We start from the raw sequence: 21816 nt of genomic DNA on the forward strand, positions 1-21816 counted from the left end.
CCTGGATGTGTTAGTGGTGATAGGGCGCGCCGGCATTGATGGCCGCTGCCCGGTAGAGTTGTTCGTACAGGACCACCCGGGCCAGTTCGTGGGGCAAGGTGCCCGGCCCCAGGGCCAGCGTGCAATCGGCCCGGGCAAGAACGATCGCGTCCAGGCCAAACGCGCCGCCGACGACAAAGCATGGGGCGCGGCCCGGGTCTTCGATCATGCCGCGAAGCTTGCCCGCCAGTTCGCGCGAGGGCAGGGAATGGCCGTGCTCGTCCAGGACCACCAGGAAATCGCGGGGACCAAGGCGCGCCAGCAGGCTCTTGGCCTCCTCGGCCTTCCGCCGGGCCGGGTCAGCGGATTTGCCGTCGCGCACCACCACCTCCTCGGCCGGCAGATAGCGGCGCAGGGCGTCCAGATAATGAGCGCAGGCGTCGCGGAAATACGGGGCCTTGGTCTGGCCGATGACGATCAGGCGAATCGGTTTCATGGGAGATGGCGTCCAATGGGCTGGCTTTCGGCGGGTGTTAGCCGAGGGGGCGGGCAGTTGTCAAAGCGGCCGCCATGGATTAGGCGGGTATGCGCCGGATATGAACACACGGTGTTTGGGAGAGGCATGTCTTTTTTGGCAGGTATGGGCAGACAGCTTCGGTGCGTTGCCGCCATCAGTGTCCTGGCTCTGACCATGGTCGCCTTTTCTGGCGCGTTCTCCCCGGCACAGGCTCAGGAACTGTTACTGACCAATCTGGTGCTCAACAACTATGAAGGCCGGATTCGGGTGCGCTTTGGCATCGAACCTTCCGGGTTGGAGCGCATCACGCAGTTTTTGGCCTCTGGCGAACGCCTGGCCCTGCATTGTCGTGCCCGACTGGCCCAGAAACGCGACTATGTCTGGAACCAGGAAGTCAGCAGCGCTGTCTGGGAAAGCGAACTGCGTCGGCTCAAAAGCGGCGACTTCGTCGTCACCCTGCCCGGCCAGGGACCCATGGCCGACAAGGATCTGGGAGTCCTTTTCCGCAAGCATCTCAATGAAATACTGATTGATCTCGGTTCCTGGGACCGTCTGGAACGAGGGGTGACCTACGTCCTTACTCTCGATTTGGCCCTGGGCCGCCCGGATGTTTCCCCGTGGATTAAAAAGGGTCTTTTTTTCTGGTCCTTCGACGCCGTCCGCCCTGTTTCCTACCAGCTCGATTTCACCTACTGAATCCTGCAGTCAGTTGCCATCCTCCCGGGATCACGTATAATGGGCCTCAACCGTCCTGGTGCGGCAAGGGGGCTCCTGTATGCGCGTGGTCATCCTCGGCGGCTCGGGCTTTATTGGCCGGGCATTGACCCGTTCGCTGGTCGGGGACGGGCACGAGGTCGTGGTCGTCTCGCGCCGCGGGGGGAATCGGCCGCCGGCCGGCGGCGTGGTCTTCGCCCCTTTTGACGGGAAGAGCGGACAGGGATGGGCGCACCATCTGGAGGGGGCCTTCGCCCTGGTCAATCTGGCCGGGGAGAACATTGCCTCGGGCTATTGGACCAAAGCCAGGAAGGCCCGCATTCTGAACAGTCGCGTGGCGGCCGGCCGGGCCGTCATGGACGCCCTTGGACGCGTGGACGCCAAACCGGCGGCGCTGCTCCAAGGCTCGGCTGTCGGGTATTACGGCGACCGGGGCGAGGTGCTGACCGTTGAGGACGCTCCCCGGGGGCGGGGGTTTCTGGCCGATGTGGCTGGAGAGTGGGAAGCCTCCACGGCCGTGGCTTCGGCCCTGGGCGTTCGTCGGGTCCTGTTGCGAACAGCCGTCGTTTTGGGCCGCGGCGGCGGGGCTTTGCCCCGGATGCTGGCCCCGTACCGCTTTTTTCTCGGCGGTCCGCTGGGCTCTGGCCGCCAGTGGTTTCCCTGGATTCACCTTGACGACGAAGTTCGGGCCATCCGCTTCCTCCTTGAGCGCGAGGAGGCCGTGGGTCCCTATAATCTGGCCGCTCCTGAAGCCGTGACCCAGGAAGATCTGGCCGCCGCCATCGGCAAGGCCCTGGCGCGCCCGTCCCGGCTGCGTATTCCGGAGACCGTGCTGCGCTTGGCTCTCGGCCAGATGGCCCAGGAACTTTTTTTACAGGGTGCGCGCATCGTGCCCCACGAGTTGCTGCGCCTGGGATTTTCCTTTCGTTTTCCAACCCTCGCCGCTGCCCTGGACGATATCCTCGGCGGTCCGGATGCCCCCCATGCCTGACACCGATTCGGACGCGACCAGCGCAGCGCGCGTCCTCGTCGTCGAGGATGAAGCCGTAGTGGCTATAGACGTGCGTCACCGGTTGACCCGACTGGGCTACGCCGTGGTCGGCATTGCCGACACCGGCGAGCAAGCGGTGGACATGGCAGGGGAACTCGTCCCGGATCTGATCCTCATGGACATCATGCTGGCCGGGAAGATGGACGGCGTTGAAGCGGCGGCGTGTATCCGTGATCGCTACGCCGTGCCAGTGGTGTTTTTGACCGCCCACTCCGACCGGGCCACGTTGCGCCGGGCCGGCGGGGCTGGTCCGTACGGCTACCTCATAAAGCCCTTCGAAGAGCGTGAATTGCAAAGCGCTCTGGAAATTGCCCTGTACAAATCGCGTATGGAACGCAAGCTGGCCAAGACCGAGCGGCTCACTGCCGTTACCCTCAAATGCCTGGGCGAAGGACTGCTCACCGCAGACGAGACAGGCCATGTCGTGTTTGCCAACCCGGCGGCCGAACGCCTGCTGGGCGTACCTGCCGCAGCCATCGTCGGCCAACCCTTGGACGTGGTGTACCGGGCCACCCCGGGGGAGGCCAATGGCGCGACTGAACGGGAAGTTGCCGTACTGCACTGCCCGGGAGGACACGATGTGCCGGTGGAACAGACCACTTCGCCGATCCTGGACGCCCGGGGGACGAGTCTTGGCACGGTGGTGGTCTTTCGCGACGTCAGCCTGCGGCAGGCGGCCGAGCGGGCCTTGCGTGACTCCGTGGCCAACCTGCGCTGTGCCCTGACCGAGACCGTCAACGCCCTGACCGTGACCTCGGAAAAACGGGATCCCTTCACTGCCGGACATCAGCAGCGCGTGTCCCATCTGGCCGCCGCCCTGGCCGGCCGGCTCGGTTTGTCCGAAGAAGAATGCGAAGGCATCCGGGTGGCCGGCCTGGTCCACGATATCGGCAAGATTCACGTGCCTTCCGAAATTTTGGCCAAGCCCGAAGCCTTAAATGCCATGGAAATGGGCATCGTGCACGGCCACTGCGCCGTTGGCCATGAAATCCTGAAAGACATTCCCTTTCCCTGGCCCGTGGCCCGCATGGTCCTTGAGCATCACGAACGCATGGACGGGTCCGGCTATCCCGGCCGCCTGGGACCGGAGGCCGTGCTTATGGCCTCGCGCATCCTGGCCCTGGCCGATGTGGTCGAGGCCATGAATTCCCATCGCCCTTACCGGGTGGCCCCAGGGCGCGAGGCGGCTCTGGCCGAAATCCGGTCCGGCCGGGGCCGCCTCTACGACCCTGACGTGGTCGATTGCTGCCTGGAGCTCTTTCTGCGCGACGGCTACCGGTTCTAGGTCGCCGGATTCCCTTGTTCCCGAATCCAGATGAGACTGGCCTGCCGGCCGGTGGTCTTGTCGCGGCGGTAGGAAAAAAACTGCGGCAGGCTTTTGGTGCACAGATCCAGGGCATAAATACGGTCCCGATCCAGGCCGGCGGCAATGAGCTGGTCCCGGGTCAGACGCCATAAATCGACCCGGCAGGTGCGGTGGTCGTAGTAGGGCCGGAACTTCTCGCCGAATTCGCTTGCAAAGGCAGTGAACTGCGACTCCCCCGGGCCAAGGCTCGGGCCGCGCACGGCCGAAAGCTCATGCGGAGACAGTCCGTAACGCACGCAAAACGAGCGTACGGCCCGGGCGCAGAAATTCTGGACATTGCCCCGCCAGCCCACATGCAGGGCCATGACGTAGCGCCCTGAGGCATGGGCGACAAGCACCGGCTGACAGTCGGCCGTCTTGATGGCCAGGGCATGGCCGGGACGGGTTTCGGTCAGGCCGTCGCCGGCCTCGATGCTGGGGCGGTCGAGCGTCTCGAACTCCGGCTCGAAAATTAAATCCACGCCGTGCACCTGGCGCAGGGAATGCCAGGCGGTAAAACCCAGTTCGGCCTTGAGGGCGGTGCGCAGCGCCGTCACTGCAGCCGGATCGGAACCGCCGGCAAAGGCCATGGTGTCCGGACCCAGGCCAAAGGCGCAGGCCACGTTCGGGATGTCGGGGAAGACAAAGGGAATGCAGTGCATCATGATGGTATGTGGAGGGTTTGCCGGTCGGTGACGACGGCGTTGACCGGCCGGTCCCAGGACTCGGCTGGAAGGTGGTCGAGGAGCTGGAAGGCGTAGCCCAGGCCGACGACAAAGGCAGCGGCTGCTATGGGCAGGGCCAGCAGCCGGTCGTAGTAGCCGCCGCCAAATCCCAGCCGGTTGCCGGATTGGTCAAAGGCCAGTCCGGGGACCAGAATCAGATCCGGGGCAAAGGCTTCGGGCGGGCGACAGATCGCCTGCCGGGGTTCCAGGATGCCGTAGCGGCCGGGGACGACATCGGACAGGCAGGCGACGCAGCCCAGGTCGAGCAGGCCCGGGGCGTCCTGGCGACATCGGGGCAAGAGCAGCCGCTTGCCGTCGGCCAGGGCCTGCCTGCCCACGATGGCAGCGTCCACTTCATTTTTAATCGGCAGATAGGCGGCAATTTCCCGGGCGTTGCGGTACGCGGGCAGGGACACCACCTGCGCGGCCACAATCTGGCTGGCCTTGGCCGCGTCCTCATCTGAAAGGGCGGCGCGCCTAGCCAGCATCCGGCGGCGCAACACATCCTTGTCGGCAGAGTCGCTGTGCCGCTGGCCGCCTCCGGCAGGCTGATCTGGTTGCAATGTTTTCACAACCGTTTCATACTAGCAAGGGAATCCCGCCAAGGGAAGAGCGGGAGCGTGTAATAGGCTGACGGAGGCAGGGATGACCGGCAAGGCTTTTTGGATAGGCGTGGGCGATATCCACGACGACGTCTCGATTCTGGGGCGAATCCCCGACTTTGGGAGCGCCTTGGGCATTGTTGTGAGCGGCGATCTGACCATCAAAGGCGGCGTGGCCGCAGCCAAACGGGTCATTGAGGCCGTTCGCGGCGCAAACCCCGTCATCCTGGCCCAGATTGGCAACATGGATAAGGCCGAGGTGGACGGCTACCTCACGGCGGAAGGCATCAACATGCACGCCACCGGCCGGGTCACTGCCCAAGGCGTGGGATTTTTCGGCTGTGGCTGGTCCACGCCAACCCCTTTCGGCACGCCAAGCGAGGCTGGTGAGGATCAGATCGCCGCCTGGCTTGAAGCTGCCTATGAAACCGTGGCGCATTGTCCGCATTTGGTGCTCGTTTCCCACACGCCTCCCATCAACACCGCCGCCGACAAAGTTGGCGCCGGCGCCCATGTCGGCAGCCAGGCCGTGCGCGATTTCATCGAGCGCGTCCAGCCTGAGGTCTGTCTGACCGGTCATATTCACGAATCCATAGCTGTGGACACCCTTGGCCGTACGCTCGTCGTCAACCCCGGAGCCCTGGCCGCCGGCGGGTATGCCCGCATCGAACTGGGACCGCAGGGACTAACCGCCCGTCTGGGCCGTATTGTATGACCCTTGCCGACGCCAACGCGCCAGGGGCGTGCTCTTGAACGGGGGGCAGCCCTGGGTCGCTTCGATCCTGCGGCAAGAGGCGGCGGCTAGGCGGGGACTGCCTTTTCGGAGTTGTCGATGCGTGTCTTAAGCATCATCGATATCGTCTTTTACCGGGCGTTTCTCAGCAAGATCTACCTCACAACCGAGGTTGAGTACGCTTTTTTGTCTCCGGAAGAGGCGACCACCGCCTTGGCCGCCGCTGATCCCCCGCCTGATGTCGTGCTTATCCAGGATTCCTATGCCGGTATCGAGTGCGGCCAAATTCTTGAGCATGTCCGGGCTGCCGGCGCGGTTTGGGGCCGGGAGCTGCCGGTACTCTGTCTGCGTCCGTTTGATGAAACCCAGGAGGAGCGCGACCTAGCCTGCCATCCTCTGGGCGACGACGTCCACCCGGTCAATCGCCTGAATCTGGCCCAGGTGATCGGCGAATGCAAACAAACGCTGACCCAGCGCCTGCCGGCAACAGGGGCTCGGGAGATTTTATTCGTCGATGGCGGCCGGACGCTGCTCCATGTGGTCCGGGCGGCCCTGGCCGGGAGCGGTTTCCGGGTCGTGTCCGCCCATCATGCCGAAGCGGCCCTGGCCCTATGCCGCAAACGCTCCTTTGAGCTGGTGCTGACCAGCGTCCTGCTCCCGGGCATGTCGGGACTCGAACTGTGCCGTCGCCTCAAGGAAGACAACCACGAGCGCTATCTGCCGGTCATTATCCTGTCGAGCAGCGACAACCCCATCGACATGGATACGGCCTTTTCCTGCGGAGCCGACGACTATCTGCTCAAATCCTTTACCGCCGAGATGCTCGCCAGCAAAGTTTCCGAACATCTGGATGTGGCCGAACGCAAACGGCACAATAAAATTTTGGTCGTTGACGACAGCAAGCTCATTCGCGAGCTCTTGCGCCACAGCTTCATCAAAAACGGTCATTGTGTCCTGACGGCCGAAAATGGGACCACAGCCCTTCAAATCGCTTTGGCGGAACATCCCGACGTGGTCGTGACCGACATCGAGATGCCGGAAATGGATGGGTATGCCCTGTGCGAGCGCATTCGGGACCATCCGGAACTGCGCAACACCCTGGTGGTCATCATGAGCACCCGGGGGCATGTCAGCGACATCAAACGCGGCGAACGGCTTGGGGTGTCGCGCTATTTCGTCAAACCCTTTGATGTGGAAAAGATGCTGCTTGTGGTGGAGCAACTCCTGGGCGAGAGCTATCGCCATCTGAAAAAAGAGCACGAGCACGTCTTGTCGAGTATGTCGGCTCTGATTACCGCGCTGGAGGCCCGGGACGAGTACACCAAGGGCCACACCGCCCGGGTGTCGCGCATGGCCATGCGTCTGGGCCGGGCCATGGGCCTTGACGACAACGTGCTGCGCAATCTGGAAATCGGGGCCAATCTGCACGACATCGGTAAGATCGGGGTGCGCGACGCGGTCCTGCTCAAACCCGGCCGGCTGACGCCCGAGGAATATGCCAGTATCCAGGAACACGCCGTCATCGGCGCGGAAATCCTGCGTCCCATTGTCTCTCTGTCCCCTGTCCTGCCGCTTATTTTGCTCCATCACGAGCGGTGGGACGGCCAGGGGTATCCAACCGCCATCATGGGTGAGGAAATCCCTGTTGGGGCACGCATCATCGCCATCGCCGACGCTTTTGACGCCATGACCACCGACCGACCGTACCGCCAGGGTATGGAGCTCGACCGGGCCTTGGCTATTCTTCGGGAAGAGGCTGGGCGACAGTTCTGTCCGACCTGTGCAGCCTCGTTTCTGGCCATGTTTGATGCAAGCAGCGAGGCGCATGAGCTTACGAAAGCGGAATAGGATTTTTTTATGATTTTACTCAGTTGGAATGTCAATGGCCTGCGGGCAGTGGTGCAGAAAGGATTCTGGGAATGGCTTGCCGGCAGCGGCGCGGATGTGGCCGGGGTGCAGGAGTCCAAGATTCAGCCCGGGCATGAGGCGGATTTTGCCGGTACGAACGACTATAAGGCCGTCTGGTCGAGTTCCACAGTAAAAAAAGGGTATTCCGGCGTGGGCTGCCTGTACCGGGTGGAGCCGTTGTCGATTGCCATGGAATTGCCCGATGCCGCTTTTGGCGGAGAGGGGCGGCTGTTGCAGCTGGAATTCGAGGAATTTTATTTTTTTAACGTCTACTTTCCCAACGGTGGCCGGGGACCCGAGCGTCTGGCCTACAAACTTGGCTACTACGAGGCTTTTCTGGCCCATGCCGAGGCCCTGCGTCGCCAGAAGCCCATTGTGGTCTGCGGCGACTTCAACACCGCCCACACCGCCCTTGATCTTAAAAACGCCAAGGCCAACGAGAAGACGTCGGGGTTTCTGCCCGAGGAACGGGCTTGGCTCGACCGGTTTACGGCCGCCGGCTACGTGGACACCTTTCGCCTGTTCGAACCCGGTCCAGACCACTATACGTGGTGGGACTACCGCTTTAAGGCCCGGGATCGCAACGTGGGCTGGCGCATCGACTATTTCTTTGTGTCCGAGGAGCTGCGGCCCAAGGTCAAACGGGCCTGGATCGAGTCTTCGGTCCTGGGGTCCGACCATTGCCCGGTCGGACTTGAGCTCGACTGCCGTTAGTCGTTTTTAAAAAGCCAGGCGCACATCCATTCCACCGGCGCATACTCGTCGGTAAGCACCACGCCATCGGCCCCCAGAGCGGGATCAAGACGCTGGTCCAGAAAACGCCGCAATTGCGAATCCTTGGATTCAGGCATGGGGGTGGGGTGGTTTCTGGCCACCAGGATGACGTTTTGGGCCGCCATGGCTGCATCGGGACGGCCCAGGGCGTAGAGGGCCACATCGGGAAAGACGGCGGCAAAGGTGGCGGCCAGGGAGCGGATGAACCGCGATCCGTCGCCCGCAATTGGGCCGATGGCATTGACCATGACTGTGCCGCCCGGGGCGAGCTGGGCATTAAGACGCATGGCCGCCTCCCGGGTCACCAGATGAAAGGGGGGGGCGTAGTCCGTGCCAAAGGCGTCGAGGTAGATGAGGTCATAGGGGCCGCCTGAACGGTTTATGACCATGCGGGCGTCCTCGTGGAGGATGGTCAGGCCCGGATGCGGGGCAAGACCGAAGTGCCGGGAAGCCAATGCCGTCACCCCGGGGTCGAGTTCGACCACTGTGACGACGGCTTGGGGCCGTTTCGCCAGGACATGGCGGGGGAACGTGTAGGCCCCGCCGCCGATGATGAGCACGCTGGGGGCTGACGGGGCCATTTCCAGGCCCAGGGCAAAGAAGTGGGCGTAGTCCAGGGCCAGTTCGTCCGGGGCATCGGGATACATGGCGGATTGGTAGCGCGCCGGGCCGGTCGTCATAACCCGGATGGGCCGGCCCGAGGCCGGGTCCATTCCCTGATAGACCAACACCCGGCCATAGGCGGTGTCCACGTCGTGGATGCCGGCCTCGGCCAGCATGGCGTCCTGAGCCGTCAGCCACAGGCCGCACAGCAGGATTATCCCGGCAACGGCAACTTTGGCCCGGATGTCCGTGCGGGAGAGGGCCAGGGAAAGGGCGGCCAGAAATCCCGCCGTGACCAACAAAATGGTGGTGGACCCCAGAGCGGCCACCAGGACGAACCCGGCAGCGAAGGTGCCGACGATGCTGCCCAGAGTCGAAAGGGCATAGAGACGTCCGGCCGTAGCTCCGGCCGTGGCCGCGTCCCGCAGGGTCAGGCGTACGGCAAAGGGCGACACCATACCAAGCAGCCCGGCCGCCGGGGCAAACAGGAGCAGGGCGGCGGCAATGACTCCCAGGCGCGGTCCCAGGCCGTGCCCGGCCAGGAAGGCCAGGAGCAGGGCCTTGGTAACGGCGGTGGCGGCTGTCAGGACAGCGGCCAACAGGATGACCACGGACAAGGCCCGGACCGTGGGATGGCGGTCGGCGATGCGCCCGCCCTGCCAGTAGCCCAGGGACAGGCTGGCCATGACCACGCCGATCAGTCCGGTCCAGACTATAATCGAGGTCCCGAGAAACGGGGCCAGGATGCGTGCCCCGACAATTTCCAGGACCATGACCGCCGCGCCGCAGCCAAAAACGACAAGTTGAAGCATTACAGGCTCCGCTATGCCCTACGATCCAGGCATTATTCAGCAATACCCGATGATACCCGGCGGCCCCCCTGGACGTAAAGGGGCCTTGGCGAAATGTTTTTGACCAGGACCGGGCCTGTGCGCTAGGATGGGAAAATTTCCATTTTACACCCAGGCAGGGAGGAATCGGATGAGACGGAACATGACAGCGATGACTGTGGTGATTTGGACGCTTTGTATGGCGACAACGGCCCTGGCCTTTTCCGGCGGGGCCGGCATCACGGCCGACGAGGCCCTGAGCCGCCTCAAGGAAGGCAATACCCGCTTTGTGGCCGGCGCTGCCGTGACCCCCCGCCAGGACGCCGCCCGACGGCACGAGACGACGGTGGGCGGCCAGCATCCCTTTGCCACGGTCCTGGCCTGCGCCGACTCCCGGGTTCCGGTGGAAGCAATTGTCGACCAGGGCGTGGGCGATGTTTTCGTGGTGCGCGTGGCCGGCAACGTGGCCAACACCGATGAGATCGGCACCATCGAATACGGGGCCGAACATCTGGGCGTCCCCCTCGTCGTGGTCCTGGGCCATACCAAATGCGGCGCGGTGACGGCGGTGGTCAAAGGCGAGCATGTCACGGAAAACATCGGCAAGCTCGTGGCCCCCATCGTTCCGGCGGTGGCTGGCGTGAAAAATCGTTTTGCCTCGGCCGATCTGGACGAGCTGATCAACCGTTCCATCGAGGCCAATGTCTGGCAGTCAATCAGCGACATGTACGCCAACAGCCCGCTGCTCAAGAAGATGGCCGCCGATGGCAAATTGAAGGTCGTCGGGGCGCTCTATGATATTGATTCCGGCGACATCCACTGGCTGGGCGAGCATCCGTCCAACGCCAAGCTGCTTGGCAACTAGCCTTCTGTTGTCCTCTCCGGGCGGCTCCTTTGGGGCCGCCTTTTTTTTGGACTTTCCCGGCGAACCTGATTAGGGCCTTACCCCGTGCCTATCGTTGTCCTCGTCGTTTTCATTGTGGTCTATGCCGCCATGATCCTTGGCCGCCTGCCCGGGCTGGCCCTGGACCGGACCGGCGCGGCCGTACTCGGGGCGCTTGTCCTGGTGGCCGCCGGGAACATGACCGTGGCCGAGGCCTGGGGCGCGGCCGACGTCCCGACCCTGGCCCTGCTGTTCGGACTGATGGTGGTTTCAGCCCAGTTGCGCCTGGGCGGTTTCTACTCCCGGGTCAGCCGGGCGCTCGTGGCCAGCGCTGCCACTCCGGCCGGCCTTCTGGCCCGCGTCATGGCCGCCGCCGCAGTCTTGTCCGCCCTGTTGGCCAATGACATCGTCTGTCTGGCCATGACGCCGATTCTCGTGGAAGCCACCCTGGCCAGGGGACTCAACCCCTTGCCCTACCTTATTGGTCTGGCCCTGTCCGCCAACATCGGTTCGGCCGCCACCCTTATCGGCAATCCCCAGAACATGCTTATCGGCCAAGTGGCCCGCCTTTCCTTTGGCGGCTATATGCTTGAGGTGTGGCCGTGCGTGGCGGCAAGCCTGCTTCTAGCCTATGCCGGAACGGTATGGGGGTTTCGAGGACGCTTCAGCGGTCCTACGGTGGTGCTGGCCATTGCCTCCCCGATATTTTCCCGGTGGCAGTCGGGCAAGGGACTGCTGGCCCTGGGCTGTTGCATGGCGGTTTTTGTCTGGGGCGGCATGCCCCGGGAGAACGCAGCCCTTGGCTGTGCGGCCGTCTTGTTGCTCAGCCGGCGCATGGCCTCGCGCGAGACCCTGGCCCTGGTCGACTGGCAGTTGCTGTTGCTGTTTCTTGGCCTGTTCGTGGTCAACCGCGAGGTGGCGGCTGCGGGCCTGTTGGATGCAGCCTACCGGTGGGTGGCGGCCGTGGGCATCGACCTTGGCCAGCCGGTGTGGCTCTTTACCGTCACGACCGTGCTGTCCAACATCGTCTCCAATGTCCCGGCCGTCATGCTGCTCCTGCCCGGCCACAGCAGCCCACAGCAGGCAACGCTCCTGGCCGTCTCCAGCACCCTGGCCGGCAACCTGATTCTTCCAGGCAGCATCGCCAATCTCATTGTGGCCGATCAGGCCGCGTTGCTCGGCGTTTCCATGAGCTTTGGCCGTCACGCCAGGGTGGCGCTGCCCGTCACCCTGGCCACGCTGGCTGTTTCCGGCCTGTGGCTCATGCGTTAAGCCCAGGAGGCACTCCCCGTGGACCACGTCAGACAGGCTCTTGAGGCCGGTTTCTTTCGGGAGACGGACACGGCTATTCTCCTCTATGATCTCGACCGGCTGGAAGCCAACGTGGCCCGGCTGGTCAGGGCTTTTCCGGAGCGCAGCCTCCACGCTTTTGCCGTCAAGGCCTGCCCGCTGCCGCCGATCCTGTCCTTTCTGGCCGGGCTTGGCCTTGGGGCTGAGGCGGCCTCATTGCCGGAGATCCATTTGGCCCTGACCGCCGGCTTTCCTCCGGCGCGTATCGTGTTCGACTCGCCGGCCAAGACCGGGGAAGAGTTGCGGTTGGCGCTTGAACTGGGGATATATATCAACGCCGACAATTTGGCAGAGTTGGGGCGCATCGCCGCCCTGGCCGCCGCCACAGGCGTCACGCCCCGGGCCGGATTGCGAGTCAATCCGCAAGCCGGGGTTGGGGGCATCAAGGCCACGAGCGTGGCCGGGCGCTATTCGAAATTCGGCGTCCCGTTGGAGCAACGGGCGCTGATCCTGGACGCCTTTGCCCGCTATCCCTGGCTTGGCGGACTCCACGTCCATGTCGGCTCCCAGGGCTGCCCCCTCGACTTGCTGGTGGCCGGGGTGGGGGCTGTCTTTGATTTGCGGCGTACCATCGATCGGGAGCTGGGCCTGGGACGGATTACGACCTTTGATCTGGGCGGCGGACTGCCGGCCGGGTACCGCGACAGCGACGTGCCGCCGACTCCGGCCGCCTATGTCGCGGCCCTGACGCAGCGCTGCCCGGGGCTCTTTACCGGCGATCTGGCCCTGGTCACGGAATTTGGCCGGATGGTGGCTGCACCCTGCGCCGTGGCGGCCAGCCGGGTGGAATACGTCAAGCGTCAGAAAGGGCATCGCACGGCAGTGATCCATCTCGGAGCCGACCTTTTTGTGCGGGAATGCTACAATCCCAAGTCCTGGCCGCATCGCAGCCTGCTGCTCGACCCGACCGGGCGCGAAAAGACCGGCCGCGCCGGGATCTGGCATCTGGCCGGACCGCTGTGCTTTTCCGGGGATTTTCCAATCCGGCAGGCCCGGTTGCCGGACATTGAACCGGGCGACATCGTCCTTGTCCGGGACGTCGGGGCGTACACCCTCTCCATGTGGTCGCGCTACAACAGCCGGCAGATGCCCCGGATTTTGGGGGTGCGCCAGGGGCGATTTGCCGTGCTTCGGGAGCGGGAAGAACCGCAGGATGTGGTGCGGTTCTGGCTTGGCCGGGAAGAATCTGTCTAGGAGGTTGGTCGGCTGCTGACCGGGCGGTCGATAAAGGGTCGACCGATCAGGAAATCGACCTCCTCACGGGTCAGGATGGCGCGGCCGGGACGCAGGCTGGCGGCGGCGAGGTCAAGGCCCAGGAGTTCCCGGGTCTTGGCCTGTAAAGCAGGCGGGGCCATGGGAAGCTGGCACACGCCGTCAAGGCTGCCGCAGTTGGCCGCCCGGCCCACGGTGTCCGGGCAGGACGGGTGGACCAGGGCGTAGACAGGGGTGGCGCTGCCGCTCACGTCGCGGACCAGACGGACAGCGGATTCGCAGTCCTCGTCCAGGGTCAGGTAGGCCAGCCGGCAAGGGCCGAAACGTTTGACAAGGCGAGCGGCTTCGTCGGCGTCATGGGCGGCGAGCACCGAAAAATGCCCCGATAAGGCCCCGGCCAGGAACGCCAGTTCCATGGTGTCCGGGCAGACGATGAGCACGCTGGCAGGCAGATCGTACCTCCTTGGATCACACGTGGCTTGAGTCCGGGAAAAGGACGGGGGCTGCAAGGCTGCCTGTGCTTTAGCAAGAAACGATCCACGTCAATACTCTCAAGGGGAGGCAGTCAGAATGGACGCTCCGGTGGCAATTTCTGCCGGTCAGCGGCAGTTCCCCTCGCTCTTGTAGCTTTTATAGAACTCGCAGTCACCCAGGTCACAGGCTTTTTTATAGTCGGTGCAAGCCCGATCCCGGTTCCCAAGACGTTCGTGGGCCAGTCCCCGGTTGGTGAAAAAAGCCGGGTCCGTCGTTTTGGCGGCAATAGCCCGGTCATAATCGACCAGGGCGTCCTTGGGCCGGCCCAGGTTGCTTATGACATTGCCCCGGTTGTTGCGCAGGTCTGGATCATTGGGGTCGGCGGCAATGGCCTCGTCAAGCATGGTCAAGGCGGTCTGGTAGTCGCCGCTGGCCTGGGCTTTGGCGGCCATGGTCGCCAGGGAGGAGGCTGTTTTGGGATCGCGGGGAGGGGGAGCAACCGCCCCGGCCGGTTGCTGGAGCGGAGGCGAGGCCGGCGGCGCTGTCTTGGCCGAAGCGGTCGATTGGGGCTGCATCGCCGGCTGTGCGGCCGGCGGTGGCGCCATGGGCGGCGACGAAACCTGGGGAGTCGGTTGGGCCGTCGGTTTGGTTTTGGGGTCAAACAATCCGCTTTTGGGTTCCGGGTGGGGTTGCCGGACCGGATCAGGCATGACGAGGGTCTCGGTGGGCGGCTTGGAAGCACCGATGCCAAACCCGGCCGTGGTTTCCTCCATCTGTTCCTGGCGCTGCTGCTCCTCGACGCGGATCTGGGAATCGACCTGCTGCATCCTGTCCAGGCGGCGTTTCAGGATTTCCTCCTGGGTCAGGGCGTGCGCCGAGGTCGCGGCCAAAATGACAACCGATGCCAGCGTCAGGGAGACGAGCCGTCGCATGACGAATCCTTTCATGAAATCCGGTGGCGTCTTAGGGACGAGCCGGAATGTTGAGCACCTGACCGTCACGCAAGGTGTCGGGATGCATGTCGCCGTTGGCCCGGGTGATGTCTTCCACCGTGACGCCGAATTTATGGGCGATGCGCGAAAGATTGTCACCGCGAAGCACGGTATAAGTTGTAGTTTCGACCTTTTTACCGGTTTCGGGCTTGGCTTTGGCGTCCTTTTGATCCTTGTCTTTCCGGCCCTTTTCATTCTTGGCCTTCGTGGCCGGTTCACTTGACGGCGCGGGGATCTCAATGACCTCCTCGCCCTTGAACGGCACGGCCATCTGCTTGCCGTCACCGGGACGCACCGGAGGCAGACTCGGCGCGGCCGGTGTTTTGGCGGCAGTCTTGGCGTCGCTTTGCATAAAGGCCGCATATTCGGCTTCGGAAAGTCCGCCATCGGAATCGGTGTCCTGGCGGGCGAACAGGTCCGGGGTCATGTCTGGGAAGACGAACAGGAGTTCCTCGTAGGAGATCCTGCCGTTTTTGTCGTGATCAACGGTGCGGAAGGAATCCTTGTCCCCTCCGGAACATCCGCTGACCATGACGACAAGCATCAGGGCAAAACAGGCAATGAGTGACCGCATAGGCTCCTCGTTTTGGCGTTGGAGAAGGCGGCGCAAACGCCAGCATTCGAAGCAGGCGCTTACCATGGGGGCAATCGGCAAGTCACGTGAAAAAAAAGTCGGAATTGAGCTCGTAACCGCTTCACCGAATTGAGAGTCCGGGCTTGTCTCCGCCATCGCCCGGGCGTAGGACGACCATGAGCGGTCGGCGCTGGCCGGCAGTTCGTATTACTGATGCTTTACGGGAGGCTGTGATGGATCTTTCGACGCTTCGCAAGACTGCCAGGGAAGAACTGAAGGGATACTGCCGGGTGTGTCCGGTGTGCAATGGCCGGGCTTGTGCCGGAGAAGCTCCGGGCATGGGCGGCATGGGGACTGGTTCGGCCTTCACGGTCAATCTGGAGGCGCTTGCCCGGGTCCGTCTGGTCATGCGCACCCTGCACAACGTCAAGGAGGCGGACACGGGCCTGACGCTGTTTGGCCGCAGCCTGTCCATGCCTATATTGGCAGCCCCCCTGACCGGTGTGGTCTATAATATGGGTGGTCGACTGACCGAGGCGGAATTCATTCGGCGCATGATCGACGGCGCGGTTGCGGCCGGCACGCTCGGCTGTTGCGGTGATGGGGCTGATCCAACCATGTTCGACAGTGGATTGGCGGCCATCACCGCCCAGGACGGGCACGGCATTCCCTTTATCAAGCCGCGTGGCCAGGAGGCTGTGCTGGCGCTGTTGGCCCGGGCCACCCAGGCCGGGGCGGCGGCTGTGGGCATGGATGTGGATGGCGCCGGGCTGGCCGTCATGGCGCTCAAGGGGCAGCCCGTGTCGCCGAAAACGCCGGATGAACTGCGGGCTTGCGTTGCCGCCACGCCGCTGCCGTTTATCGTCAAAGGGATCATGACGCCGGATGAAGCGGAAATAGCCTTTGCGGCCGGAGCTGCCGCCATCGTGGTCTCCAACCACGGCGGCCGTGTGCTCGACCACACCCCGGGAGCCGCCGAGGTCTTGCCGGGCATTGCCCGTGCGGTCAAAGGCAAGGGGGTGATTCTGGTCGACGGCGGGGTGCGCTCTGGAGCGGATGTCCTCAAATATCTGGCCCTTGGGGCCGATGCGGTGCTGGTTGGCCGACCTCTGGTCGTTGGGGCTTTTGGCGGCGGGGCCGAGGGCGTGGCCTTTTTACTGAAAAAAATGCAGGCCGAACTCAAGGCCGCCATGTTGCTCACCGGCACGGCCTCGGTCGGCCAAGTTTCCTCGACCATCGTCTCGCTGCATCCCTGATTTGAGGTCTTTCTTTTGTTTGGGTCCGAGACGGACTCAGCTCGTGACTGGCCTCGCCCTCCTGTGCCACAAGTGCAGATGGGCGAGGCCTGTGTTTGGATTGCCGCCGATCAGTGAAGTGTGGTAGAAGGATAATGCGTGTTTAGGCTGAACCGCAGGATCTGAACTGGCGGGATGTCTTCGTTGGCATAAGACAGTTTCCCCTGGTTCATGGTCAGGGAGTTGGGATGGGTTTGCGCTACCAGACATTTCGCATCATCAGTATGACAATTGCCCTGACTGTTGTCGGTCTGTATCTGGTTTCCAGATTCTTTTTTCTTTCCAATATTGTCGAAATGGAACGAAAATTGGTGGCCAATGATGTCGAACGCGCTCAGAATGCCTTAACCATCAGTGTCAATCGCATTGGACTGCTGACGACAGACTGGGCCACCTGGGACGAAGCCTTCCGCTTCATGGCTGAGGGCGGCCAGGAGTTTCTGGATTCCAATCTGACCCGGGAAACCTTCATCAAGCAACGCCTGGCTTTTATCGGGCTGTTCGATCTCAAGGGGCAATTGGCTGGCGGCCGGTATTTCGATGCCGACGCCGCTGCCTTTGTCGCCATTCCCAAGGACATCTTGGCCCTTTTTACCCCGGGCGGCGGGCTTTTGGCCGAGGCTGCAAGCGATACGGGGCACCAGGGCGTGATCATGGTCGGGGGGCGGCCCCTGCTTCTGGCTGCCCTGCCGGTGCTCAACAGTGAACACCAAGGCCCGGCCCGGGGAACCCTGGTCATGGGGAGCTGGCTGGATGCGGCCACAGTGCAGGAGCTTGCCGCTGCAACCGTCCTGGATCTGGGTGTCCTCCCCCTCGACGGGCCTGGACTGCCTGTCGCGTCCACAGCCGAGGCGATAGAAATCCTGCCGCCGGCAGAAGATGCCGCCACCTGTGTCGGGCTTGGGTTGGTGCGTGATATCTTTCAGCAACCAGCCTTCTGGGTGTCCGTGACCGCCGATCGGGATTTTTTCGTCCAGGGACTCGGACTCATCCATTCCAGCCTTGGACTGTTTGCCTTGGCCGGCGTCGTCCTCTTTCTGGTGCTGCTGCTGTTTCTCGAACACCGTATTCTGCGCCCTTTGCATCATATCAGCGCACTTTCCGGACGCATTGCCAAGGGCGAATCGGCGCTTCGCCTCCATCTGCCTAACAACGATGAGCTCACAAGTCTGGCTTTGGATCTAAACGTCATGCTCGACAGGCTAGACGGGGCCAAACGGTCGCTTGTCGCTTCAGAAAACCGCTACAGGACCCTGTTTCTGGGCATCGGTGCGCCGACGGTTCTGGTTGGTCCTGACAGCTGCATTGAATTGGCCAATCCGGCCTTCATCCGACTGGCCGGGGTTCCCCGGGAAGAGCTTGAAGGCCTGCGCCATTGGACCGACTTCTGTCCGGACATGACGGCAGCCCTCTCGGCTGGCCTAACGGGACGACCCGAGGGCGCCGCCACTGCCCTGCAGACCCGGTTTGTGCGCAACAACGGCGAGCACCGCTTCGTCCTGCTGACGTTGGCCAGTCTGGACGGCGGCACGGCTTCCATCGTCTCGCTTGTCGACAATACTCCGGCCAAACAGGCTGAGCAGGCCCTGGCCGCTTTGACCCGGGATCTTGAGGCCCGGGTGGCGGCGCGTACCGAAGAGGCCAAGACCAAGGCCTTGGAACTCGAGACGGCCAATCAGCGGCTCCTTGAGCTTGATCGGATCAAGTCCGCCATCCTGTCTTCGGTGTCCCACGAATTGCGGACGCCGCTGACTTCCATCCGAGGTTTCACCAACATTATTGAGCGGGACCTGGAACTCTTGGTGGGGGCCACCAGTGCATTGGATCTGGGAGGCCATCCCCGAATCCGGCGTATCCGAAACAATCTGCACATTATAAACGAGGAAAATCAGCGTCTGACTGAACTGATCAATGATTTTTTGGACCTGTCCAAGATCGAATCCGGGAAAATGGAATGGCGCGACAGCGCCGTGGACGCCCTGGAACTGGCCAAGCGCGCCGAGCGCGCCACTGCCGCGCTCTTTGCAGACGGTCCCGTCGTCCTTACGGTCGAGGTTGATCCGGCAACGCCCACCCTTTTTGCCGATTTCGACCGCATGGTGCAGGTGAGCATCAATTTGTTGGCCAATGCCCGCAAGTTTACCGAACTCGGCTACGTCCGGCTGCGCATTGCACCTGACGCCGCCGGCGACTGGTGCATGCGGGTCGAAGATACGGGACGCGGCATTGCACCCGATGACCTGGAACGGATTTTTGATAATTTTACCCAGGCCGCGACCAACAGCCAGGAAGCTGAAATCGGCGGCACCGGTCTTGGCTTAAGCATCTGCCGTACCATCGTCACCCATTACGGCGGCCGCATCTGGGCGGAATCGAAGCCGGGCCAGGGCAGCGTCTTTTCCGTGTCCATCCCGCGTAAACAGCTGTTTGCCGATCCTCTGATCCAACCAGGCGACACAGGTTAGGACGCAAAAGGCGCGCGGCCAACGTTATCGGCCGCGCGCCTTATAGGCAAAGAGACTTGAGGCCTAGCCGTCAAGGCTGGGGGCGTCGCCTTCTTTCCAGGAAATTTCAATGGAGAGTTTCTTCTTGCTTTTCCCGGGCTTGCTTTTGTCCTTGAAGCTGATTTCCATCTCGGCGACCAGCGGCAGATCGACACAGACCGGGCCATCCTGGCCCGTAGCGGTCAGTTTGCGCTGTTTAAGGCCATCCACAATTTTTTCCAGCACCACCGCAGCGTCGTAGGTCAACATTTTTTCGTCGCACTGAAACAACTTTGATTTCTCACCCATGGTATGCTCCTTTGGCTGGGATTTGCGCAGCCCTGATCAAGGCAAACCCTAGCCCCTTCCCATGCCATTGTCATGACGTCTGCAAGAAAAAAGTACGTCGCCCCGGCCTGGAGCGGGCTGTCTGGATGGGCCGGGCGGCGAGATCAGGCAGGCCGGGCACTCGTCGACCCTTCCCACGCCGCCGAGGCAGCGGCTGCCTCGGCGGTCAGGCCGACAGAAAGTCGTAGCGGCCCGGCCCCTGCACCAGCAGCAGGCGACAGGGAATCGTGCCGATATTGGACACGCGGTGGACACGGTCTGGAGGCGCCACGGCCCGTTCGCCGGTAGTCAAGCGCAAACCTTCGTCCGGATCAAACAGCTGCACCAAGGCAATGCCGGCCAGACAGAAGGTCGTATCCGTGACCTGACTGTGCCGGTGGACCGGGATCGCCTGCCCGGGGGCGAGCGTCATCACCGTCACCCGGGCGTCGGCCGTTTCCAGGATGCGTTCCTTATCGGCAATGCGGTAGGGCGGCTGGTTGGTCATGGCTGTACTCCCTGGCGTTACATCCGGCTGAGGATGAGTTTTTTCCAGAGGGAATAGGCGTTTTTGGTCAGATGGATACCGTCTTCGGTGAAATTGGGGCCGAGTTTGCCGTCTTCGGCCAGGAACGGATCATAGATGTCGAGGTAGCGCACAAAGCCGTTTTTCCGGTCGCAGAGGGCTTTGAGCCGGGCGTTGGCGGCCAGGATGACGGCATTGTCGATGGATTGGCTGCGGGTTGGCAGGATACTTTGCACATAGATGAGTGTGTAGGGCGAGATGGTCTGGATGGTGGTTATGATCTTTTCATAGTTGGTCAGAATGCGATCCGGAGCGGCAATTTCGTTGATGCCGATCATGAGAAAAAGTTTGTGTGGTTTTTTGCGGGCAATTGGCTCGATACGCTTGAGAAGATCAGCACTGGTGGAGGATTCCACGCCGCTGATGAAGACCTTTTGGGGCTGTTCGAAAAGATTATAGATTTCCCATCCCTTGGTGATGCTGTCGCCGCAAAAGACGATTTGCATGGCCAAAAGGACTGGGAGGGCGGGGTTCACGCTCGGTATCCTCCAACCAATGGCGATGTCGATCCGTGGTGGTTGGGCAACTGCGCCCGACAGGCTGTTTCGGACACAGCCGATCGCGCCGTGGCGGCGGCCCCGGGGAGAGGCCGCCGCTGGCGGAACAGGCCACCTAAATCAGCGTTCCAGGGCGATGAGATCGTCGTAGCTCTCGCGCCGGCGGGCCACGATGACCTGATCGCCGTCCACCAGAATTTCGGCCGCCCGGGGGCGGGAATTGTAGTTCGAGGACATGGTGAAGCCATAGGCGCCGGCCGAGTACACAGCCAGCAGTTCGCCCGGGGCCACGGCCGGCAGATTGCGGTCGCGGGCCAGGAAATCGCCGGATTCGCAGATGGGACCGACCACGTCCACGTTGAGTTCGGGACGATGGGCCGGGCGCACCTCGCGGATGGCGTGGTAGGAATCATAGAGCGAGGGGCGGATCAGGTCGTTCATGCCCGCGTCCACGATGATGAAATCCTTGCTCGGGGTCTTTTTGGTGTAGACCGCCTCGGTGACCAGGATGCCGGCATTGCCGACGATGACCCGGCCGGGTTCGAGGATGAGCGTGATGGGCAGATCACCCAGCGCCTTAGTGAGCGCTTGGCCGAATTCGCGGGGGTGGGGCGGTTCCTCTTCGTTGTACTGGATGCCAAGGCCACCGCCGAGGTCGAGGTACGTGGTCTCGATGCCCATGGCGGTGAGCTTTTCCCGGAAGGCCAGGATCTTGTCCAGGGCTTCGAGAAAGGGCGCAATGGAAGTCAGCTGGGAGCCGATGTGGCAGTCGATGCCGACCGGGGTCACGCCCGGCAGGTCCCGGGCCTTGGCGTAAGCGGCCAGGGAATGTTCGATGTCCAGGCCGAATTTGTTCTTTTTTAGGCCGGTGGAAATATACGGATGGGTCTTGGGGTCCACGTCGGGGTTGATGCGAATGCTCACCTTGGCGGTCTTGCCCAGGCGTTCGGCAATGGCGCTTATGCGTTCGAGTTCGCCGGTGGATTCCACGTTGAACATGAGGATGCCGGCATTGAGCGCCGCTTCGATTTCAACGGCCCGCTTGCCCACGCCCGAATAGACGATCTTGGCGGGGTCCACGCCGGCGGCCAGGGCGCGGTACAATTCGCCGCCCGAGACAATGTCCATGCCTGCGCCCTGGGCGGCCAGGGTTTTGAGCACGGAGAGGTTGGAATTGGCCTTGACCGAATAGCAGGTGAGATGCGGCAGACCGGCAAAGGCCGAGTCAAAGGCCGTGAAATGACGGCGCAGGGTGGCGGCGCTGTAGACGTAAAGCGGGGTGCCGTAGGCGGCGACAAGGGTCGAGACAGGTACGTCTTCGGCGTACAGTTCGTCGCCCCGGTACTCGAAATGATGCATGGT

The 21816-nt window shown here is 62.8% G+C and carries 22 protein-coding genes; 11 read left to right on the forward strand and 11 right to left on the reverse strand.

Going from position 1 to position 21816, the window contains the following annotated elements:
* Positions 1–10: 10 nt before the first annotated feature.
* Entirely contained in the window at positions 11–475 is a 465-nt protein-coding gene (locus tag NY78_RS03110) for a 23S rRNA (pseudouridine(1915)-N(3))-methyltransferase RlmH (RefSeq protein ID WP_043631505.1), read from the reverse strand.
* 144 nt (positions 476–619) lie between these two features.
* Here NY78_RS03110 and NY78_RS03115 point away from each other — a divergent pair, with 144 nt between their 5' ends.
* The 3 genes from NY78_RS03115 to NY78_RS03125 all read left to right on the forward strand — a co-directional run bounded on the left by NY78_RS03115 (position 620) and on the right by NY78_RS03125 (position 3546).
* Positions 620–1192, forward strand: coding sequence for a DUF4390 domain-containing protein (locus tag NY78_RS03115; RefSeq protein ID WP_156180854.1), 573 nt, complete (start codon positions 620–622; stop codon positions 1190–1192).
* A gap of 79 nt (positions 1193–1271) precedes the next feature.
* Positions 1272–2201, forward strand: a complete 930-nt coding sequence (locus NY78_RS03120) for a TIGR01777 family oxidoreductase (RefSeq protein ID WP_043631511.1) — start codon at positions 1272–1274, stop codon at positions 2199–2201.
* Complete coding sequence (locus tag NY78_RS03125) at positions 2194–3546, forward strand: HD domain-containing phosphohydrolase (RefSeq protein WP_047959993.1); 1353 nt, start codon at positions 2194–2196, stop codon at positions 3544–3546. Before NY78_RS03120 ends, NY78_RS03125 begins: the two co-directional genes overlap by 8 nt.
* On the opposite strand, the gene NY78_RS03130 is transcribed toward NY78_RS03125, so the two are convergent.
* Both NY78_RS03130 and NY78_RS03135 read right to left on the reverse strand, forming a co-directional pair.
* Complete coding sequence (locus tag NY78_RS03130) at positions 3543–4268, reverse strand: polyphenol oxidase family protein (protein ID WP_043631672.1); 726 nt, start codon at positions 4266–4268, stop codon at positions 3543–3545. The two genes, NY78_RS03125 and NY78_RS03130, sit on opposite strands and share 4 nt — an antisense overlap.
* Positions 4268–4903: a 5-formyltetrahydrofolate cyclo-ligase gene (locus NY78_RS03135; protein WP_082139871.1), complete on the reverse strand. Its 636-nt coding sequence runs from the start codon at positions 4901–4903 to the stop codon at positions 4268–4270. The genes NY78_RS03130 and NY78_RS03135 overlap by 1 nt, the downstream gene beginning before the upstream one ends.
* Positions 4904–4976: 73 nt before the next feature.
* Here NY78_RS03135 and NY78_RS03140 point away from each other — a divergent pair, with 73 nt between their 5' ends.
* From NY78_RS03140 to NY78_RS03150, 3 genes are all read left to right on the forward strand, one after another.
* A complete protein-coding gene (locus tag NY78_RS03140; protein ID WP_043631515.1) occupies positions 4977–5648 on the forward strand; it encodes a metallophosphoesterase in 672 nt (223 codons plus the stop codon).
* Positions 5649–5765: 117 nt separating this feature from the next.
* Entirely contained in the window at positions 5766–7514 is a 1749-nt protein-coding gene (locus tag NY78_RS03145) for a response regulator (protein ID WP_043631517.1), read from the forward strand.
* A 9-nt stretch (positions 7515–7523) separates the two neighbouring features.
* On the forward strand, positions 7524–8288 hold the full coding sequence (locus NY78_RS03150; protein WP_043631520.1) for an exodeoxyribonuclease III: 765 nt from the start codon (positions 7524–7526) through the stop codon (positions 8286–8288).
* Here the strand turns inward: NY78_RS03150 and NY78_RS03155 are convergent.
* Positions 8285–9763 carry a fused MFS/spermidine synthase gene (locus NY78_RS03155; RefSeq protein WP_043631523.1) on the reverse strand — a complete coding sequence of 493 codons (1479 nt, stop codon included), beginning with the start codon at positions 9761–9763 and terminating at the stop codon, positions 8285–8287. The two genes, NY78_RS03150 and NY78_RS03155, sit on opposite strands and share 4 nt — an antisense overlap.
* A gap of 217 nt (positions 9764–9980) precedes the next feature.
* Here NY78_RS03155 and NY78_RS03160 point away from each other — a divergent pair, with 217 nt between their 5' ends.
* From NY78_RS03160 to NY78_RS03170, 3 genes are all read left to right on the forward strand, one after another.
* Positions 9981–10646: a carbonic anhydrase gene (locus NY78_RS03160; RefSeq protein ID WP_231583721.1), complete on the forward strand. Its 666-nt coding sequence runs from the start codon at positions 9981–9983 to the stop codon at positions 10644–10646.
* Between the two features lie 84 nt (positions 10647–10730).
* Positions 10731–11936, forward strand: coding sequence for an SLC13 family permease (locus NY78_RS03165; protein ID WP_043631529.1), 1206 nt, complete (start codon positions 10731–10733; stop codon positions 11934–11936).
* Positions 11937–11954: 18 nt separating this feature from the next.
* On the forward strand, positions 11955–13208 hold the full coding sequence (locus NY78_RS03170) for a diaminopimelate decarboxylase (RefSeq protein WP_043631532.1): 1254 nt from the start codon (positions 11955–11957) through the stop codon (positions 13206–13208).
* Here the strand turns inward: NY78_RS03170 and NY78_RS03175 are convergent.
* The 3 genes from NY78_RS03175 to NY78_RS03185 all read right to left on the reverse strand — a co-directional run bounded on the left by NY78_RS03175 (position 13205) and on the right by NY78_RS03185 (position 15266).
* Positions 13205–13666 carry a hypothetical protein gene (locus NY78_RS03175; protein ID WP_053062123.1) on the reverse strand — a complete coding sequence of 154 codons (462 nt, stop codon included), beginning with the start codon at positions 13664–13666 and terminating at the stop codon, positions 13205–13207. The genes NY78_RS03170 and NY78_RS03175 overlap by 4 nt on opposite strands.
* 159 nt (positions 13667–13825) lie before the next feature.
* A complete protein-coding gene (locus tag NY78_RS03180; protein ID WP_043631535.1) occupies positions 13826–14632 on the reverse strand; it encodes a tetratricopeptide repeat protein in 807 nt (268 codons plus the stop codon).
* A gap of 31 nt (positions 14633–14663) precedes the next feature.
* On the reverse strand, positions 14664–15266 hold the full coding sequence (locus NY78_RS03185) for a LysM peptidoglycan-binding domain-containing protein (RefSeq protein ID WP_043631537.1): 603 nt from the start codon (positions 15264–15266) through the stop codon (positions 14664–14666).
* Positions 15267–15499: 233 nt separating this feature from the next.
* On the opposite strand from NY78_RS03185, the gene NY78_RS03190 reads away from it, so the two are divergent.
* On the forward strand, positions 15500–16522 hold the full coding sequence (locus tag NY78_RS03190) for an alpha-hydroxy-acid oxidizing protein (protein ID WP_043631540.1): 1023 nt from the start codon (positions 15500–15502) through the stop codon (positions 16520–16522).
* Between the two features lie 227 nt (positions 16523–16749).
* Positions 16750–19026 carry a CHASE4 domain-containing protein gene (locus tag NY78_RS22975; RefSeq protein ID WP_053062124.1) on the forward strand — a complete coding sequence of 759 codons (2277 nt, stop codon included), beginning with the start codon at positions 16750–16752 and terminating at the stop codon, positions 19024–19026.
* A gap of 63 nt (positions 19027–19089) precedes the next feature.
* Here NY78_RS22975 and NY78_RS03200 read toward each other — a convergent pair whose 3' ends face one another.
* The 4 genes from NY78_RS03200 to lysA all read right to left on the reverse strand — a co-directional run bounded on the left by NY78_RS03200 (position 19090) and on the right by lysA (position 21813).
* Positions 19090–19353, reverse strand: a complete 264-nt coding sequence (locus NY78_RS03200; protein WP_043631542.1) for an amphi-Trp domain-containing protein — start codon at positions 19351–19353, stop codon at positions 19090–19092.
* 205 nt (positions 19354–19558) lie between these two features.
* Positions 19559–19879 (reverse strand): cupin domain-containing protein, encoded by a 321-nt coding sequence (locus tag NY78_RS03205; RefSeq protein WP_047959994.1) that lies wholly within the window; start codon positions 19877–19879, stop codon positions 19559–19561.
* A 17-nt stretch (positions 19880–19896) separates the two neighbouring features.
* Positions 19897–20433: a GDSL-type esterase/lipase family protein gene (locus NY78_RS03210; protein WP_043631545.1), complete on the reverse strand. Its 537-nt coding sequence runs from the start codon at positions 20431–20433 to the stop codon at positions 19897–19899.
* A 141-nt stretch (positions 20434–20574) separates the two neighbouring features.
* Entirely contained in the window at positions 20575–21813 is a 1239-nt protein-coding gene (lysA, locus tag NY78_RS03215; RefSeq protein ID WP_043631547.1) for a diaminopimelate decarboxylase, read from the reverse strand.
* Between the last annotated feature and the right edge of the window lie 3 nt (positions 21814–21816).

Origin of the sequence: Desulfovibrio sp. TomC (assembly GCF_000801335.2) — a bacterium.
Classification (GTDB): Bacteria; Desulfobacterota; Desulfovibrionia; order Desulfovibrionales; family Desulfovibrionaceae; genus Solidesulfovibrio.